This is a genomic window from Alcaligenes sp. CHO6 (assembly GCF_037120595.1).
GTDB lineage: Bacteria > Pseudomonadota > Gammaproteobacteria > Burkholderiales > Burkholderiaceae_B > Alcaligenes > Alcaligenes ammonioxydans.
Genome location: NZ_JBANCI010000001.1, coordinates 311215 through 328414, shown reverse-complemented (window position 1 = coordinate 328414; position 17200 = coordinate 311215). Strand labels below are relative to the sequence as shown.

16 protein-coding genes are annotated in these 17200 nt (G+C 56.8%); 5 read left to right on the top strand and 11 right to left on the bottom strand.

From position 1 onward, the window contains the following. The 4 genes from V6936_RS17345 to V6936_RS01475 all read left to right on the top strand — a co-directional run. A partial coding sequence (locus tag V6936_RS17345; protein WP_442892558.1) for a THUMP domain-containing protein occupies window positions 1-2133 on the top strand: 2133 nt, incomplete at its 5' end. Window positions 2134-2369: 236 nt separating this feature from the next. Continuing rightward, complete coding sequence (locus V6936_RS01485) at window positions 2370-2888, top strand: RDD family protein (RefSeq protein ID WP_131070722.1); 519 nt, start codon at window positions 2370-2372, stop codon at window positions 2886-2888. Between the two features lie 43 nt (window positions 2889-2931). Continuing rightward, window positions 2932-3843: an Hsp33 family molecular chaperone HslO gene (gene hslO, locus V6936_RS01480; RefSeq protein WP_003800884.1), complete on the top strand. Its 912-nt coding sequence runs from the start codon at window positions 2932-2934 to the stop codon at window positions 3841-3843. 79 nt (window positions 3844-3922) lie between these two features. Next, on the top strand, window positions 3923-4750 hold the full coding sequence (locus tag V6936_RS01475) for a hypothetical protein (protein WP_336579274.1): 828 nt from the start codon (window positions 3923-3925) through the stop codon (window positions 4748-4750). Between the two features lie 132 nt (window positions 4751-4882). Here V6936_RS01475 and ftsB read toward each other — a convergent pair whose 3' ends face one another. From ftsB to V6936_RS01455, 4 genes are all read right to left on the bottom strand, one after another. Continuing rightward, complete coding sequence (gene ftsB / locus V6936_RS01470; RefSeq protein ID WP_003800886.1) at window positions 4883-5188, bottom strand: cell division protein FtsB; 306 nt, start codon at window positions 5186-5188, stop codon at window positions 4883-4885. 45 nt (window positions 5189-5233) lie between these two features. Further along, complete coding sequence (gene eno / locus V6936_RS01465) at window positions 5234-6520, bottom strand: phosphopyruvate hydratase (RefSeq protein WP_003800888.1); 1287 nt, start codon at window positions 6518-6520, stop codon at window positions 5234-5236. A gap of 353 nt (window positions 6521-6873) precedes the next feature. Further along, window positions 6874-7320 (bottom strand): MarR family winged helix-turn-helix transcriptional regulator, encoded by a 447-nt coding sequence (locus tag V6936_RS01460; RefSeq protein ID WP_003800890.1) that lies wholly within the window; start codon window positions 7318-7320, stop codon window positions 6874-6876. 2 nt (window positions 7321-7322) lie between these two features. After that, entirely contained in the window at window positions 7323-8891 is a 1569-nt protein-coding gene (locus tag V6936_RS01455) for an MDR family MFS transporter (protein WP_131070724.1), read from the bottom strand. 159 nt (window positions 8892-9050) lie between these two features. On the opposite strand from V6936_RS01455, the gene V6936_RS01450 reads away from it, so the two are divergent. After that, complete coding sequence (locus V6936_RS01450; RefSeq protein WP_301605887.1) at window positions 9051-9776, top strand: SDR family NAD(P)-dependent oxidoreductase; 726 nt, start codon at window positions 9051-9053, stop codon at window positions 9774-9776. 253 nt (window positions 9777-10029) lie between these two features. Here V6936_RS01450 and V6936_RS01445 read toward each other — a convergent pair whose 3' ends face one another. The 7 genes from V6936_RS01445 to V6936_RS01415 form a co-directional block, all read right to left on the bottom strand. After that, entirely contained in the window at window positions 10030-10314 is a 285-nt protein-coding gene (locus V6936_RS01445) for a DUF1330 domain-containing protein (RefSeq protein WP_059317988.1), read from the bottom strand. Between the two features lie 18 nt (window positions 10315-10332). Beyond that, the gene (kdsA, locus tag V6936_RS01440) at window positions 10333-11184 is read right to left on the bottom strand and encodes a 3-deoxy-8-phosphooctulonate synthase (protein ID WP_003800897.1); all 852 of its coding nucleotides are present in this window, start codon (window positions 11182-11184) and stop codon (window positions 10333-10335) included. A gap of 255 nt (window positions 11185-11439) precedes the next feature. After that, window positions 11440-13086 (bottom strand): CTP synthase, encoded by a 1647-nt coding sequence (locus tag V6936_RS01435; RefSeq protein ID WP_003800899.1) that lies wholly within the window; start codon window positions 13084-13086, stop codon window positions 11440-11442. Window positions 13087-13234: 148 nt separating this feature from the next. Further along, the gene (locus V6936_RS01430) at window positions 13235-15019 is read right to left on the bottom strand and encodes an aminopeptidase P family protein (RefSeq protein WP_336579273.1); all 1785 of its coding nucleotides are present in this window, start codon (window positions 15017-15019) and stop codon (window positions 13235-13237) included. Window positions 15020-15112: 93 nt separating this feature from the next. Then, the gene (locus tag V6936_RS01425) at window positions 15113-15766 is read right to left on the bottom strand and encodes a CoA transferase subunit B (protein ID WP_059317990.1); all 654 of its coding nucleotides are present in this window, start codon (window positions 15764-15766) and stop codon (window positions 15113-15115) included. A gap of 19 nt (window positions 15767-15785) precedes the next feature. Then, window positions 15786-16484, bottom strand: coding sequence for a CoA transferase subunit A (locus tag V6936_RS01420; RefSeq protein ID WP_059317991.1), 699 nt, complete (start codon window positions 16482-16484; stop codon window positions 15786-15788). Window positions 16485-16606: 122 nt separating this feature from the next. After that, window positions 16607-17029, bottom strand: a complete 423-nt coding sequence (locus tag V6936_RS01415) for an acyl-CoA thioesterase (protein WP_003800907.1) — start codon at window positions 17027-17029, stop codon at window positions 16607-16609. Window positions 17030-17200 lie beyond the last annotated feature (171 nt).

Genomic DNA, 17200 nt, shown 5'->3' with positions numbered 1-17200 from the left:
GTCGAGTTCTCCGGTGAACGCCGCGAACGCCCCGCATTTAACCGTGACCGCGACAGCCGCCCACAATCGGGTGAACGTCGTGAGTTCTCCGGTGAGCGCCGTGAACGCCCCGCATTCAACCGTGACCGCGACAGCCGCCCACAATCCGGTGAACGTCGTGAGTTCTCCGGTGAGCGCCGTGAACGCCCCGCATTCAACCGCGACCGCGACAGCCGCCCACAATCCGGTGAGCGTCGCGAGTTCTCCGGTGAGCGTCGCGAACGCCCCGCATTTAACCGCGACCGCGACAGCCGCCCACAATCCGGTGAACGTCGTGAGTTCTCCGGTGAGCGTCGCGAACGCCCCGCATTCAACCGTGACCGCGACAGCCGTCCACAATCGGGTGAACGTCGTGAGTTCTCCGGTGAACGCCGTGAACGCCCCGCATTCAACCGCGACCGCGACAGCCGTCCACAATCCGGTGAGCGTCGTGAGTTCTCCGGTGAACGCCGTGAACGCCCCGCATTCAACCGCGACCGCGACAGCCGCCCACAATCCGGTGAACGTCGTGAGTTCTCCGGTGAGCGCCGTGAACGCCCCGCATTCAACCGCGACCGCGACAGCCGTCCACAATCCGGTGAGCGTCGTGAGTTCTCCGGTGAACGCCGTGAACGCCCCGCATTCAACCGCGACCGCGACAGCCGTCCACAATCGGGTGAACGTCGTGAGTTCTCCGGTGAACGGCGTGAACGGCCTACCTTCAAAGACAACTCCGAATCCTCAGAGCGCCCTGCGGCTGGCAATATGCCTAGCGGGCTGTTTAGTCCGGCCAGTGATTCTGACGCTTTCCCCCAGTATGTCTCCCCTATTCAGCGTGTAGACAGCCCCCAGGCCCCTAAACCCGGCCAACGCCTGCCCGATAGCAATATCGAACAAAACGAGCGTGTCCAGGTCAAGGCCCTGCAAGGCGAGCGCTACCGGTTGTTTGCACCCTGCCCTCAAGGACTGGAAGAAGCACTGGCTTTGGAGCTGCAGGCTCTGGGCTATGAAAACGTTCTGGCCGGTCGTGCCGGCTGTCATTTTGATGCAGACTGGATTGGCGTCATGCGCGCTAACCTGTCCTCACGACTGGCGACGCGCATTTTGCTGGAAGTCTCGCATGCTCCTGTCACCAACGAGGAAGACATTCTGGCCTTGGCCCGTGTGACGCCGTGGGAGCGCTGGTTTGGCCCCGAGCACACACTGCGTGTCGATACCTCGGCCGTACGCAGTCCAATGCAAAGCCTGCAATACTGCAATCTTCGCGCCAAAGACGGAATTTGCGACCGACTCAGGGACCTGGAAGGTGCCCGTCCCTCGATCGACACGGTGCGCCCCGACGCCAAGGTACATTTGTTCCTGGACGAGACCACGGCCACTTTCTATCTGGACACCAGCGGCGAGTCCTTGTTCAAACGCGGCTGGCGTCATGACAAGGGCGACGCCCCCTTGCGTGAAAACCTGGCAGCCGGTCTGCTGGTCCTGTCAGGATGGGACCCAAGCAAACCCTTGATCGACCCCTTCTGCGGTAGCGGCACCATTCTTATCGAAGCCGCCTGGATGGCTCTGGGGGCTCCTCCCGGCATCTGGCGTCCATTCCACTTCGAACGCCTGCGCTGCCATGATCAGCGTCTGTGGCGTGACATCAAGGACGAAGCGCGTTCCATGATCGCCCCTCGTCTGGACACCCCGCTGATTGGCTACGACATCAACCCCACCGTTCTGGATGCCGCCCGTTCCAACCTGGAGCGCTCGCACCTGACCTTGGAGACGATTCGCTTCGAACAGGGCGATGCCCTGAAGATTCGCCCCGAAACAGAAGCTGGCTGGATTGTGACCAATCCTCCTTACGGAGAGCGTCTGGACCATCAGGACGAGGACTTCTGGCCCAGCTGGGCCAGTAACCTCAAGCAGAACTTTGCCAACTGGAGCGTAAACATGATCAGCAGCGACCTGGAGCTGCCACGTCATATGCGCCTCAAACCCAAGCGCCGTTACCCCTTGTATAACGGTGCGCTGGATTGCCGCCTGTTCTGTTTTGACATGGTTCCGGCCAGTTATCGCAATAACGATGCAGCCTCGGACGCCAGCGAAGACTCGGCCAGCGCTGAATAAGCGTCAAGCAGTCTTGTAAAAGGCGACAAGGGCCAGGACCATGCAAATGGCTTGGCCCTTGTTTATTGGGACAAGCCCCCCATATCATGGTTACCGCTCACATTTTTAACGCTTCTCTCGACACCAGGCCGTGTTCCAGACCCCAGCACACCTTGCTGGTCAGCCCTGAACGGGCAGCATTCCGTTAGCAGGCGATATACGCGATAATGGAAGTCTTCCCTGCATCAAGACGCACCATGACACCCTCCTTTACTACCCCAGGCCGCTGGCGACGCTTTGCCTGCATGATGTATGAATCCATTCTGCTGTTTGGCGTCATTTTTACCACTGGCTATCTGTTCGATACCTTGACCCAAAGCCGTAGCGGCCTGGATCTGCGGCATGTGCGTCAGGTCGTTCTGTTCATTGCTCTGGGGGTGTACTTTGTGCTGTGCTGGCGCAAAGTGGGTCAAACCTTACCCATGAAGACCTGGCATATACGCCTGGTTGACGAGCACGGCCAGATTCCTGCCCTGCGCACCCTGGTGCTGCGTTATATTCTGCTATGGCCCCTGCCCTTGCTCGGGGCATTGCTGGTTCAGCTCCTGTCTGGCTACACAGGTTTTGCCTCCACAGACCTGCTTATCGTCTTTACGCCGTTTCTGAACTTTATCTGGACCTGGTTCGACAAAGACCAGCAGTTCCTGCACGACCGTCTTAGCAAGACTCGTCTGATCAATGCGCGCCCAAGCCGGGTTAGCTCGGCTGCTGCCTGATCGGGCAAGCTGCCTCTTCATTTTTTAGTAGTACAGCAAAGTCATGACTGACATTTTAAAAAAATACCTGTTCGCCGACCAAAGCACACGCGCCCAGATTGTTCATCTTGAGCAAGCCTGGCAAATGGGTCTGGAGCATCAGCACTATCCTGCCTGCATCCGCGACCTGCTGGGTGAACTGGTTGCGGCCTCGGTGCTGCTGGCCGGCAATCTCAAGTTCGATGGCTCCTTGATTCTACAGATTCAAGGCGATGGCCCCATTGCCCTGCTGGTCGTCGAATGCACCTCGGACATGGACATCCGCGCTACCGTGTCCCTGCGCGAAAATCATCCTGTCCCCCAAACGGGCACCTTGCAAACCCTGCTGAATCCACAGGGCCAGGGCCGCTTTACCGTCGTGCTGGCGCCACGCCAAAGCAGCAAGGACTTCCGCCCTTATCAGGGCGTCGTCCCTCTGGAAGGCGAGACTGTTGCCGAGGTATTGCAAACCTATATGCGTACCTCCGAGCAATTGGATACTCACCTGTGGCTGGCTGCAGATGAAAACCGATGCGCGGGCCTTTTGTTGCAACGCATCCCGCCACAAGGTGGCCACAGCCTGGCTCAGAACCTGGACACCTGGGAGCGTGCGCTGGCGCTGGGCTCAACCGTCCAGACGCAGGAACTGCTGCAGCTGGACAGCGATACCCTTATTCACCGTCTGTTCTGGGAAGAAGACCTGCAGGTCTTTGAACCCCAATCCGTGCGTTGGCACTGCCCCTGTTCCCGTCAACGGGTCAGCAATATGCTGCGCATGCTGGGACAGGCAGAAATCGAACAGATGCTGGCAGAGCAAGACACGATCAATGTGTCCTGCAATTTTTGCGGCAAGCCCTATCAATACGACGCAATTGATTGCGCCTCTCTGTTTGTCGATAAAGGGGATACGCAGCCCGGTGATGACACCCTGCACTAAGCCCTGATCCCTACGAAGCACTACGCCGGTACAAGTGCTTCTATCAGGCTCAAGGACAATCAGCCATGATGGCAACATCATGGCTGATTTCTTTCTCTCATCACATCGCCAATCGGGCCTGGCGGGCTCTCACATTCTGGGAGCCCTTCTAGCCATGATTCTGCTCAGCTGGCTGGTGCTGGACGTCTTGACGCTGTACTCCTTACGCGTGCGTCTGCAGCACGGCCTGCTACAAGCAGCCCGCCAAGCCAGCGTGCATCATGCCCGGCCTGAAACCATTGCCGTGGCATTCAGCCAAACACTGGCCGCTGCCAAAGTGCCACTGCACGATCAGTGGCAAATCCAGATTCTGTCTCCCTCAGCACAGGCTTTTATATTGCATGGCAGACCTTCCAGGCTGCATGGGGGGCGAACCAGCATTACCCAGGGCTGGCAGGCGCAACAAGCGGAACAAAGCAGCCATAGCGGCCCCAGCATTTACCAGGCCAACACACTACATTTGTATCTACTCTACGCCCATAAGCCCGGGCCCCTTTCCTTGCTTCGTCTGCTACCCAAGCTTGCCCTGAGTATGCCTAACCCCGTGGGGTCGACAGCAGTGTGGCTACGCCTGGAAATCAAACACCCCATGCAATCTGATGCCGTACAGTGGAATGATCTGGCTGACGGTCGAGTCATCTATGCCCAGCAGCTTGAGAACACGCGTGTCTTGCCCGTTTCCCAAACAAGCGGGTTAGCAGAACGGGAGCCCGCGAAAACGCCCTCACCGGACGTGAATGCCCGTCTACCGTCATGGGATGGTGCTGCCCCAGGGTCAGACACGGGTTCGCTTTCTCCACAGCCTGCCGACCCCACTCCAGACTCAGGAGGAGCTCCAGCCCCGCCCCCAAACCCCGCCTGCTACTAATCGACGCATCAGCCAGTCTCAACAACGAAGGGCGCCACAAAGCCCGGATCACCGATCCAAACACACAACAGAAGAATCATCAGAAATGAACTGGCTGATCAGCCGTTCTAGCCGCACATTGCGCGCTGCTTGTTATCGCGGATTGGCATTCGTGGCCGACGAACCACCGGGAGGCACAATCTGCACAAAAATCTCGCCTTCCCGCATCATGCCAAACTCGCTGCGGGCACGCTCTTCGACAGCGTGGGTTCCCGAACGTAAATCCTGAACCTCGGCCAGCAAAGCGTTGTTGCGCGCCGTCAGGGCTTCATTGGTTTCTTTTTGCGCGACCAGCCTGGTCTGCATTTGCCGTACATCCAGCCAGCCGCCCTTGCCCCACCATAATGCGTAATGGGTGATCAGGGTCAGACATAGCAGCAGCAGAACAATAAGGCGCATGGTGATATAAGAACCGGGTCTTGCGACCCGGTTCCTCAAACAGAATTAGCGCAGATTATAGAACGCTTCGCGACCTGGGAAGGTAGCAACTTCTGCCAATTCTTCTTCAATACGCAACAACTGGTTGTACTTGGACATGCGATCGGAACGGGACAAGGAGCCTGTCTTGATCTGCATGGCGTTGGTTGCCACGGCGATGTCAGCAATAGTGGAGTCTTCGGTTTCGCCGGAACGGTGCGAAATAACAGCGGTATAACCGGCTCGCTTGGCCATCTCGATGGCGGCGAAAGTCTCAGTCAAGGTGCCGATCTGATTGATCTTGATAAGGATGGAGTTGCCAATACCCATCTCGATACCCTTTTTCAGGATCTTGGTATTGGTTACAAACAAATCATCACCCACCAACTGGATCTTGTCGCCCAGTTGCTGGCTCAGAATGCGCCAGCCATCCCAGTCGTCCTCGGCCATCCCGTCTTCGATGGAGATGATGGGGTACTTGTCGCACCAGTTAGCCAACAGATTGGCAAAGTCTTGCGAGCTTAGAGACACGCCGCCTTCGCCAGCCAGGTGGTATTTGCCGTCACGGTAAAACTCGGACGCTGCGCAGTCCAGAGCCAGTGCAATTTGCGTACCGGCTTCATAGCCTGCTTGTTCGATAGCACGCAGAATCAACTCGATAGCCGCTTCGTGGTTGGCCACGTTAGGAGCAAAACCACCCTCGTCGCCCACGGCGGTGGACATGCCTTGGTCGTGGATCAGGCCTTTGAGTGTATGGAACACTTCGGCACCCATACGCAAGGATTCGCGAAAGCTCTTGGCGCCCACGGGCATGATCATGAACTCTTGCAGGTCCAGGGTGTTGTTGGCGTGCGCACCACCGTTGATGACGTTCATCATCGGTACAGGCATGGCCATGGCACCACTGCCGCCAAAATAGCGGTACAGGGACAGGCCTGAGTCATCGGCAGCAGCACGAGCCACCGCCATACTGGCAGCCAGCATGGCGTTGGCGCCCAGGCGGCTCTTGTCTTCGGTGCCGTCCAGTTCGATCAGGGTGCGATCGATAAAGGTTTGTTCCTGCGCATCCAGACCCATCAACGCTTCGGAGATTTCTGTGTTCAGATTTTCGACAGCACGCAAGACGCCTTTACCCAGGTAACGGCTCTTGTCACCATCACGCAGCTCCAACGCTTCGCGAGCACCCGTGGATGCGCCAGACGGCACGGAGGCACGCCCCATTGCACCCGACTCGAGCAATACATCACACTCCACCGTTGGATTACCACGGGAGTCCAGAATCTCGCGGCCAATAATATCTACGATTGCACTCATGATTTTGACAGTCCTGCCTGAAGTAGCATTAAGCTAGATAAGTTAAACAATCCTGCTGCCGGGCCTACTGCGCCGGGCCAATCGGAAGATCGACTGGAAAAGGCGCCTGGCCTGGAAGTTGAAAAGATCAGCAAGCGCGACCGCTACTTTGCAATCTGCGCCCCCTGCCCTCCTGCTAAAACAGGATTGTACCTGCCCATGACACAGCCGTGCCATGTCTGGTTTCGAAAGCTGGAAAAAAGCCCGGATTCATACCGTGGCCCTTACGCAGCTGGAACCGGCACGTGTTTATTATCACCAGAAATTCCGAGACTAGGCGGCGTCTCTGTAAATACAAAAAGTACCGATGCGTCTCAAAGTAAATCTTTGTCGCCCGCTTTGAGCAAGGCGCTCTCCCAGTTGCTCAACAAGGTAATCAGCTGGTTCAAATCCTGATCGGAAAAGTCCTGCAGCATGGCTTCAACCAGGCGCCGCCGCCGGGGCAATGTGGCTTCCACCAGCTCACGCCCCGCCTGACTAAGGCGCACATTGGTGAGACGATTGTCCTGCTCATCGGTGAACCGTTCGATCAAACCCAGGGTTTCAATGCTTTTGAGCTGCCGGGTTACCGCGGCTGGATCAATGCGCAACAAGCGTACCAGTTGCTTTTGAGACAGGCAGCCATTTTCTTGATACAAGCCAATCAAAATACGCCAGCGGGGCAAGGGCATGCCCAATTGCTGGTCAAACGCGGCCATCAAACTGCGATACGTGCGCCCCAATTGTTGCGCCGCTTGAAGTTGCGGGAATTCGTTCATCATGCTCAAGACTGTTCTTGACGAGTAAATCGTATCGGTGGCACCTTACGTACCCAATAGAAACACCAGACGATCAGCAGCAAGGTCACCGCCATGCCCATATTGACGGCATGTGCCAGGGCATCGCGGGCCAAGCCCAGATACATCTGCCCCTGCTCCCCCGCCTGCTCCAGAAACTGCGTCTGTTCACTGACACTCATCAGTACCTGCGGGTCTTGCAAAGCATGAGCCACTGTTTCGGGCAAGGCGACCAACTGAGTGCGAATGGCCTCGCCGTACTGGTAATTGATCAGCGTTCCGATCACAGCGGTTCCCAACATGCCGCCCACCATGCGCATGGACTGTAGCATGGCCGTCGTTATCCCCAACATGGAGCGCTCGACAATTTCCTGCGCAAACACCGTCAGATTGGGCATGATGCAGCCCACTCCCGTACCGGCAAGCGTGGCATACAGCACGAAATGCCAATGCGGGTCGGTTTTCCTGTTAAACACCATACCCAGACACGCGATGGTGAGCAGTACCAGCCCCAGATACAACATCATGGCAGGGCGCCGCAAACGAGTAATTGTGCGGCCATTGATAATACTGCCTACCGTAATGAACACGACCAGCGGGGTAATCAAGAGGCCCGCAGTTTGCGGCCGCAACCCGTACCCGCCCTGCAACAATAAGGGGGCATAAAACAAAAGCCCGAACAAGATAAAGCCTAGGCCAGCCGATAACACCAGCAGAGACAATTGGGCGGGGCTACTAAACAACACCAAGGGCAGCAAAGGCTCAGCTACTCGACGCTCCCAGGCGACCAACAGCGAAAATGCGACCAGACTACATAGTCCCAGCAACACCATCAGGTAACTGCCCCCATAGAGCGGCAGCAATTCCACCAGCAACTGAATGCACGCCAAGCCGATCATCAGCAACACAGCCCCGAGCCAATCCAGACGGACCTTGTCCTGACGAAAATGCCGAATCTGCGGCAGGTAGCGATAAACGAAATACAGACTGAGCAAACCCACCGGTAAATTCACATAGAACACCGAGCGCCATCCATAGTATTGGGTCAGCACCCCGCCCAGAAACGGCCCAATGCCATTGGCAATACCAAACGAGGCGCTTAGCATGACCTGCCAACGCAAGCGCACCCGTGGGTCAGGAAACAGGTCCGGAACGCAGGCAAAGGCAGTGCCAACCAACATACCACCGGCCACGCCCTGCAACCCTCGGGCCAGCACCAGTTGCATCATGCTTTGCGCCATACCACAAAGCACAGAGGCCAGCGTAAACAGCACGATGGACACCAGCACAAACCGGCGGCGTCCATAAAAATCCCCCAGGCGCCCGAAAATCGGCACGGTGATCACGGACGTGAGCAAGTAGGCGGTCGCAACCCAGGCGTACAGCTCAAAGCCATGCAGCTCCGAGACAATAGTAGGCAAAGCCGTGCCCACGACGGTCTGATCAATGGCGACCAACATCACCACAAAGCACAGCCCCATCATCGCCAGAATGGATTCGGTGACCGACAAGACACGACCTGGGTTTTTTTGTTCTGTTTCCGATACCTTTGCCATTTTATTGACCAAACAATAATTGCCTAGTCAATGATTTTACGGGACAGTTAAAAACCTGACAAGCGAGCGCTGAATCTCAGTCGACCCAATCCAACTGGTTCACAATAACGATCTGGAAGAAAACCGACTCACCGCAGAATCTGCTTACAGGAAAAGTGCATGGACATCATGATTGTGGGCGCCAGTATGGGCCTGGGGCGCGCCTTGATGGATGGTCTGGCGCAAGACGGACATACGATGCACGGCGTAGCCAGACGAGCTCCTGCTGCGGCAAGCAGCGCTTTACCCCCGGACGCCTTTTCCAAGCAGCATTGGATCAGCGCCGATCTCTCCCACGCCGACGCCGCGCCAGCGCTGGCCGCCGCCTGCCCCGATGCACTGGACGTACTGATCTATAACCTGGGTATCTGGGAAGACACGGCGTTCACCGAGCAATATGATTTCCTGTCGCAATCCGACCAGGCACTGCGTCGCCTGGTCGATGTCAACCTGACGGGTGCCTTATTGACCCTGCGCCACTTGCTGCCCTATCTGCTGCGCAGTAGCCAGCCTCGTTTGATTCTGACGGGCTCAACGTCGGGGCTGCGCCAAAGTGGTCGTCCCGAAGTAGCGTTCGGGGCCACAAAATTTGCCTTGAATGGCTTGGCAGACAGCCTGCGCGAAGGCTACCGCGATCAAGGGTTGGCGGTCACCTGCCTGCAACTGGGATACCTGAACACCACGGATGGACTGGACGTCCCCCTCCAGGCGGCAGCTCAACGAGACTTGGGTGAGACTATTCCCGTGCATGACGTGCTCACAATCGTGCGCAGCCTGCTGCAATTGTCCCCCGCCAGCTTTGTACGCGAACTGACGCTGCCCGCCCTGCGTGATTCCCGCTTTTAAGCTCCCGGCTTGATCTGTCTACGCTTCATAAGCCGCCCCCCATCGCCTCAGGACAAGTTCAAGGCTCTCTCCCCGATCACAAAGATCTGTCCTTTGCTGGCTCCTACCTTGCCCCGCCCCCCTTTACACCCCAGAGCCAGGCAGCACCAATAGCCTCGCTCAGGCCTGGCAGGCGCTAAGTGCTCATCCAAAAAAAAAGAGAGTGTTTCCACACTCTCTTTTTCACGCGTTCCAGCAGAACATAAGCTGCTTTTTACAGCCCTTGCACCACGTACATGGTCATTTTGGCAGCACCTTCACGGGCTTTGCGGGCGCGACGGTATTCCTCGGAATCATGGAACGCCTGGGCCTGTTCCAGAGTATCAAACTCCATCACCACAGTACGCACAGGCGCATTCCCTTCCAGGGCAATCGTTTCACCACCCCGCACCAGAACTTTCACGTTGTGGGTTTTCATGGCAATGCTGGAAAATTCCTGGTATTGCTTGTACTGCTCGGGGTTGCTGACTTCAACATTAGCAATCAAATATGCGGACATAGTGTCTCCCAACTACCTTTAATAGCCGTGCTGCAAGGCACCGCTGTTTTTAACAATCGAATCAATCTGTTGCAGTGTCCGCAACAAGTCTGCCATCTGTGATAACGGAACAGCATTCGGGCCATCGGACAGGGCCTTGTCGGGATTAGGGTGGGTTTCCATGAAAACGCCCGACACCCCGGCAGCCACCGCAGCACGTGCCAATACCGGAACAAATTCGCGCTGACCACCCGACGAGGTCCCCTGCCCGCCCGGCAATTGCACCGAGTGAGTGGCATCAAATACGACAGGGCACTCGGTGGCACGCATAATCGCCAAGGAGCGCATGTCCGATACCAGATTGTTATAGCCAAACGAGGCGCCACGTTCACAGACCATGATGGTGGAGCCATCTCCGCCCATTTCCAGTGCAGCCGCACGCGCCTTTTCCACTACCTGCACCATATCCTGAGGGGCCAGGAACTGGCCTTTCTTGATGTTGACGGGTTTCAGCGTCGCGGCGCAGGCTTGGATAAAGTCCGTCTGACGACACAAAAATGCCGGTGTTTGCAGCACATCCACCACGGCGGCCACATCGTCGACCTGATCTTTATCGTGCACATCCGTCAGGACAGGCACCTTGTAGTGGGAACGCACATCGGCCAGAATCTGCAAGCCTTCCGCCATGCCGGGGCCGCGATAGGACTTGCCTGAACTGCGGTTGGCTTTGTCAAACGAGCTCTTGTAGATAAAGGGAATACCCAGAGCCGCGGTGATCTCAACCAATTGCCCCGCTGTGTCGAACGCCATCTGGCGCGACTCAATAACACAAGGGCCAGCGATCAGGAAAAAGGGCCGATCCAGGCCGACGTCGTAACCGCATAAATCCATAATAGACCTCGTTTCAGTATTGCTGCATTCTCCCACATTCCTGAAAGCCTGGACACCGCAGCGCAGCAGGACTGTCAGCCCAATCGTTTGGAGATTTCGATCAGTTTCTAATCCGGGTCGCACCCGTGGACGGCGCAAAGCCGCCCTGTTGCGCCGGCATGCTGAGCCGGCCCGGCCTACCAACCGCCCGTTTCGTCCTCTCATACGGAATGAAAAAGCCCGCATAACGCGGGCCTTTTCAATCATAACAAACGATCAAGCCGACTTTTTCTGGTGTTCCAGGGCCGCTTTGATATAGCTGGTAAACAGCGGGTGTCCATCACGCGGAGTCGACGTGAACTCCGGATGGAATTGCACCCCCATAAACCAGGGGTGGTTAGGCAATTCCATGATTTCCGGCAGGTTCTCGGTAGGCGTACGCGCCGAGATCACCATACCCACCTCTTCCAGACGCGGTACGTACAAGGTGTTGACCTCGTAACGGTGACGGTGACGCTCGTTTACCTCAGGCCCATAAATGGCTTCAGCACGCGAACCGGGTTTGACCGGGCAACGTTGTGCACCCTTGCGCATGGTACCGCCCAGATCGGAAGAGCCATCACGATGCTCGATCTTGCCATCGCGATCTGCCCACTCGGTAATCAAGGCCACCACAGGATGCACCGCCGAGGGATCAAACTCGGTGGAGTTCGCGCCCACCAGATTGCCCACATTGCGCGCAAACTCGACCACAGCCAATTGCATGCCCAGGCAGATACCCAGGAAAGGCACGCCGTTTTCGCGAGCGTATTGAATCGCGCGGATCTTGCCTTCGGTACCGCGTTTGCCAAAACCGCCTGGCACCAGAATGGCGTCCAGACCTTTCAGGCAATCGGTGCCTTCGTTCTCGATGACTTCCGAATCCAGATACTCGATCTGGATGCGGGTGCGGGTATGAATACCGGCATGAACCAGGGCTTCACTGAGCGACTTGTAGGACTCGGTCAGGTCCACGTACTTGCCGACCATACCGATGCGCACTTCATGCTCGGGATTTTCCAGGGCCTGCACCAAACGGTCCCACATCGACAGATCTGCCGGTGGTGGCGACAAGGCCAGTGCATCACACACCAGGCTGTCCAGACCTTGCTTGTGCAGCATGGCCGGAATCTTGTAGATGGAATCCGCATCCCACACCGAGATCACGGCATCCATGGGTACGTTGGAAAACAGCGAAATCTTGGCCAGCTCGTCATCAGGAATGACACGGTCGGCACGGCACAGCAAGGCGTGCGGGTGAATGCCGATTTCGCGCAGTTTTTGCACGGAGTGCTGGGTTGGCTTGGTTTTCAGTTCACCGGCCGAGGCAATGAACGGCACCAGTGTCAGATGAACAAACGCGGTGTTGTTGCGGCCCAGACGCAGATTCATCTGGCGGGCTGCTTCCAGGAAAGGCTGGGATTCAATATCACCCACTGTGCCGCCAATCTCGACGATGGCAACATCGGCCTCGCCATTGTAGGCAGCCTTGGCGCCACGAATGATGAAGTCCTGGATTTCGTTGGTGATGTGCGGGATAACCTGCACGGTCTTGCCCAGATAGTCCCCGCGACGCTCTTTGCGCAGCACGGATTCATAAATCTGGCCCGTGGTGAAGTTGTTGACCTTGCGCATGCGAGCGGAAATGAAGCGCTCGTAGTGGCCCAGGTCCAGGTCGGTTTCCGCACCATCCTCAGTAACAAACACTTCACCGTGCTGGAAGGGGCTCATGGTGCCCGGGTCTACGTTGATGTAGGGGTCCAGCTTGAGCATGGTCACGCGCAGACCGCGAGACTCCAGGATGGCAGCCAGGGATGCGGCCGCAATACCTTTGCCCAGGGAGGACACAACGCCTCCCGTTACGAATACATATTTGGTGGTCATTATAAAAGGCGCCTGAGGTCAAATCAGGCGATAGCGGGAAATTTGGATTATAACGGCAAGCGCCCATGCTTGGCGACCAGGCGAGTGGCTTTTCACAGCGGAAATACCACTAGCCTGTGCAACTATTGACAAGCGCAGACGATGACGATCAGATCGCCTGCGTTTTTTGTTCGAGCCACTGGCGTGCCTCACCCTGCACACGCGGCAAGAGACGTTCACGCACCTGCTGATGATATTCATTGAGCCAGTTACGCTCGGCAGCCGTCAGGAGTGCAGCATCTATACAACGCGTATCAATGGGGCACAAGGTCAGGGTTTCAAAACGCAGAAACTGGCCATACTCCGTGCGCATGGCAGGCACTGCCGCCACCAGGTTCTCAATACGAATGCCCCACTGGCCGGGGCGGTACAGGCCCGGCTCGTTAGAGGTAATCATGCCAGCGCGCATGGCCGAATGCGGCCCGATGCGACCACGCCAGGAAATGGACTGCGGGCCTTCATGCACATTCATGAAGTATCCCACGCCGTGACCGGTGCCATGACCAAAGTCCAGGCCCTGCTCCCACAAAGGCTGACGGGCCAGCACATCAATTTGCTGACCGGCAATGCCTTCGGGAAACACCAGCATGGATAAAGACACCATGCCTTTTAGAACCAGCGTGAAGTCCCGAATCTGCTCCGCTGAGACAGTCCCTACCGGCACAACACGAGTAATGTCGGTGGTACCACCCAGATACTGCCCACCCGAGTCGATCAACAACAAGCCATTTCCATCAATGCGGGCATGGGACTGCTGGGTAGCCTGATAGTGCGGCATGGCACCGTTGGCGTTAAAAGCCGCAATCGTGCCAAAACTGGGGCTGACAAACCCTTCCTGGCGGGCTCGGGCGGCACAGAGATGCGCATCCACATCCAGCTCGTTCACCTCACTTTGTTGCTCAAACCAAGCAAAGAACTCACACAGGGCAGCCCCATCTTTTTCCATGGTCTGGCGCACCTGAGCCAGTTCAGCATCGGTCTTGCAGGACTTGAGCAATTGAGCCGGGTTGATATATTCGATCACGTGCAAATGCGCCGCCAATTGGGCGGCCCAGGCCGTGGTTCGAGCCATATCCAGCAATAGGGGCATGGATGCCGGCAAGGCGCGCATGAAGGAGGACAGCTCGGTGTAGTTTTGAACCTGCACACCATCTGCCGCCAACGCTTCCTGTAGGCCTGCCGTCAGCTTGTTGCTATCCACAAAAAGAAAAGCCTGGTCCGGGCCGATCAGCAAGTACGACAGGAATACCGGGTTATAGGACACATCGCTGCCGCGCAAATTCAAAGTCCAGGCAATATCGTCCAGCGCACTGAGCAAGTGCCAATGGGCGCCCTGCTCCTGCATGGCAGCCCGGGTGCGAGTCAGATTTTCCTGGCGAGTGCGACACGCAAAAGGCGGCTGATGCTCTACCACCTGCCCACACGGCGCGGCGGGCCGGTCAGTCCAGATCGGGCTGAGCAGATCGGCTTGCAGCACCCACTCGAACTCCTGCGCTTGAGTGGTTTTCTGCCAGGCAAGAAGGCTTTGAGCCGATACCGACTGACTGTCCAGGGCTACTCGCGAACGGGCAGGCAAATGATCGGCCAGCCAGTTGGCTGGCTCAGGCACGCCCGCTTCCCCTGCACGTTGCAGCTCGATGCCACTGCCGTGCAGCTCCTTGGCGGCCTGCTCCCAGTAACGGCTGTCGGTCCATAAACCGGCCCAGTCGGCTGTCACGACCAGCAAGCCGGCCGAACCAACAAAACCACTGAGCCACTGACGGCTTTTCCACCGATCGGGCAGGTATTCAGACAAATGGGGATCAGATGTCGGCCAGATGCTTGCCTGTACGGACTGAAATTGCATTTGTTCGCGCAGCGCCTGCAGGCGTGCGACAACGGAGGTAAGGGCCATACCAACTTCCTTTACATAAACAGCGTTCACGCACCGAACGAGCATAAAAAAAGCTTCGACTCGCGCCGAAGCTTTTCTAGCCAGAGTGAGCGCTCAGGCCAAAGCGCTGACGTCCAGCGGGACGCCTGTCTTGGACTGAATGTACTCAAGGCTGACTTCTGGTGCCAACTCAAGCAACTTTAAACCATTTTCCGTCACTTCCATCACTCCCAGATCAGTAATGATGAGGTCGACCACCCCAACACCGGTCAGGGGCAAGGTGCAGGCGGGCAAAATCTTCAGATCTTCGGTGCCATCTTTTTTAGTGGCCACGTGTTCCATCAGAACCACCACACGGCCCACTCCGGCTACCAGGTCCATGGCGCCGCCCATACCCTTGATCATTTTCCCAGGGATCATCCAGTTAGCCAGATCGCCTTTTTCCGACACCTGCATCGCGCCCAGAATCGCAATATTGATCTTGCCGCCACGAATCATCGCAAACGAATCTGCCGAGGAAAAAATGGACGAACCGGGCAGGGTTGTAATGGTTTGTTTGCCAGCGTTGATCAGGTCAGCGTCAATCTTGTCTTCGGTCGGGAATGGGCCAATGCCCAGCAAACCGTTTTCCGACTGCAACCAGACCTCAATACCTTCAGGCACATGATTGGCAACCAACGTCGGCAAGCCAATGCCCAGGTTGACGTAAAAGCCGTCCTGAAGCTCCAGGGCAGCACGGGCCGCCATTTGATCTCTATTCCAAGCCATTATTATCTTGCCTCACTCATCAGGAAGAACGAACGGTACGCTGTTCAATGCGCTTTTCAGGATGGGCATTGAGCACGATGCGGTGTACATAAATGCCGGGCAAATGCACATCATCCGGGTCCAGGCTGCCGGTCTCGACGATTTCCTCGACCTCGACAATGGTGATTTTTCCCGCCATTGCCACGTTCGGGTTGAAGTTGCGCGCGGTCTTGCGAAACACCAGGTTGCCGCTGCGGTCCGCCTTGTAGGCTTTGACCAGCGACACATCAGGTACCAGCGCCTCTTCCATCACGTATTGCTGACCATTGAACTCGCGGATTTCCTTACCCTCTGCCACCACGGTACCCACCCCGGTCGCCGTGAAAAAAGCGGGAATCCCCGCCCCGCCGGCACGCAGCTTCTCAGCCAGGGTGCCCTGAGGGGTGAACTCCAGCTCGAGCTCACCGGCCAAGTATTGGCGCTCGAACTCTTTGTTCTCGCCCACATAGGAGGAAATCATCTTGCGGATCTGACGCGTTTCCAGCAACTGCCCCAGACCAAAGCCATCCACCCCGGCATTATTGCTAATGCAGGTCAGATCTTTGACTCCACTATCGCGCAGCGCAGCAATCAGCGCTTCGGGAATTCCGCACAGGCCGAACCCACCTACCGCAACTGTCTGTCCGTCGGCAACGACTCCCTGCAACGCCTCCTTGGCGCTTGGATAGACTTTATTCAATTGACTCTCCAATAACTCTTTAATTGGCCTAAACAGCAAACTTTGTCCAATAATGCCGCGGTGCACCCTACCGGGCTATCAGGCATTCTACGACTTGACTATGCTTTCCGTATACGTAAAGCTTAACCCTGAAAAACTGAATGTATCTGTTCGCGCTCTTTTTCGGTCCACGGTTGTGAACCGCCCTGGGGGTTGATGGACACCAGCACACATCGTCCGCGGGCGTACATGACATCGGCTTGATCTGCATCCCCGACAATGACTTCCAACTCAATGCTGCTACCACCGACCTTGATCAGTTTATGCACGATGCGCACCGTGGCCGGATACAGGACCGAGCGCAGGAAGTCCAGACTGGCATGCGCCAGCACCCCGGTACGTGGCGACGGTGGCACCATGCCCAGCTTCATCATCAACTGAACACGGGCTTCCTCAATGTAGCGAAAATAGACCGTATTATTAACATGATTCATGGCATCCAGATCCCCCCAGCGCACGGCAATATCAAAGGTGGCTCCTGCACCAGAATCAACGACGTGTGTCATTACATGCTCTCCTTGCTGATAGTTACTGATGAACCCAACGCTGCCAATGACCGTTCCTGGCCGCTGAACTCAAAACGGAATTGCTCAGACTACAATACAATCGACCGTACGCACAGTACACGACCTTCACCCGCCAACAATCAAGAACAAAGCGCTAAGCCGTAATAGGAG

Excerpts from the sequence above, each read along its gene's own strand:
- V6936_RS01485 (WP_131070722.1), top strand. The coding sequence starts at position 2,370 with ATGACACCCTCCTTTACTACCCCAGGCCGCTGGCGACGCTTTGCCTGC.
- hslO (WP_003800884.1), top strand. The coding sequence starts at position 2,932 with ATGACTGACATTTTAAAAAAATACCTGTTCGCCGACCAAAGCACACGC.
- V6936_RS01475 (WP_336579274.1), top strand. The coding sequence starts at position 3,923 with ATGGCTGATTTCTTTCTCTCATCACATCGCCAATCGGGCCTGGCGGGC.
- ftsB (WP_003800886.1), bottom strand. The coding sequence starts at position 5,188 with ATGCGCCTTATTGTTCTGCTGCTGCTATGTCTGACCCTGATCACCCAT.
- eno (WP_003800888.1), bottom strand. The coding sequence starts at position 6,520 with ATGAGTGCAATCGTAGATATTATTGGCCGCGAGATTCTGGACTCCCGT.
- V6936_RS01460 (WP_003800890.1), bottom strand. The coding sequence starts at position 7,320 with ATGATGAACGAATTCCCGCAACTTCAAGCGGCGCAACAATTGGGGCGC.
- V6936_RS01455 (WP_131070724.1), bottom strand. The coding sequence starts at position 8,891 with ATGGCAAAGGTATCGGAAACAGAACAAAAAAACCCAGGTCGTGTCTTG.
- V6936_RS01450 (WP_301605887.1), top strand. The coding sequence starts at position 9,051 with ATGGACATCATGATTGTGGGCGCCAGTATGGGCCTGGGGCGCGCCTTG.
- V6936_RS01445 (WP_059317988.1), bottom strand. The coding sequence starts at position 10,314 with ATGTCCGCATATTTGATTGCTAATGTTGAAGTCAGCAACCCCGAGCAG.
- kdsA (WP_003800897.1), bottom strand. The coding sequence starts at position 11,184 with ATGGATTTATGCGGTTACGACGTCGGCCTGGATCGGCCCTTTTTCCTG.
- V6936_RS01435 (WP_003800899.1), bottom strand. The coding sequence starts at position 13,086 with ATGACCACCAAATATGTATTCGTAACGGGAGGCGTTGTGTCCTCCCTG.
- V6936_RS01430 (WP_336579273.1), bottom strand. The coding sequence starts at position 15,019 with ATGGCCCTTACCTCCGTTGTCGCACGCCTGCAGGCGCTGCGCGAACAA.
- V6936_RS01425 (WP_059317990.1), bottom strand. The coding sequence starts at position 15,766 with ATGGCTTGGAATAGAGATCAAATGGCGGCCCGTGCTGCCCTGGAGCTT.
- V6936_RS01415 (WP_003800907.1), bottom strand. The coding sequence starts at position 17,029 with ATGACACACGTCGTTGATTCTGGTGCAGGAGCCACCTTTGATATTGCC.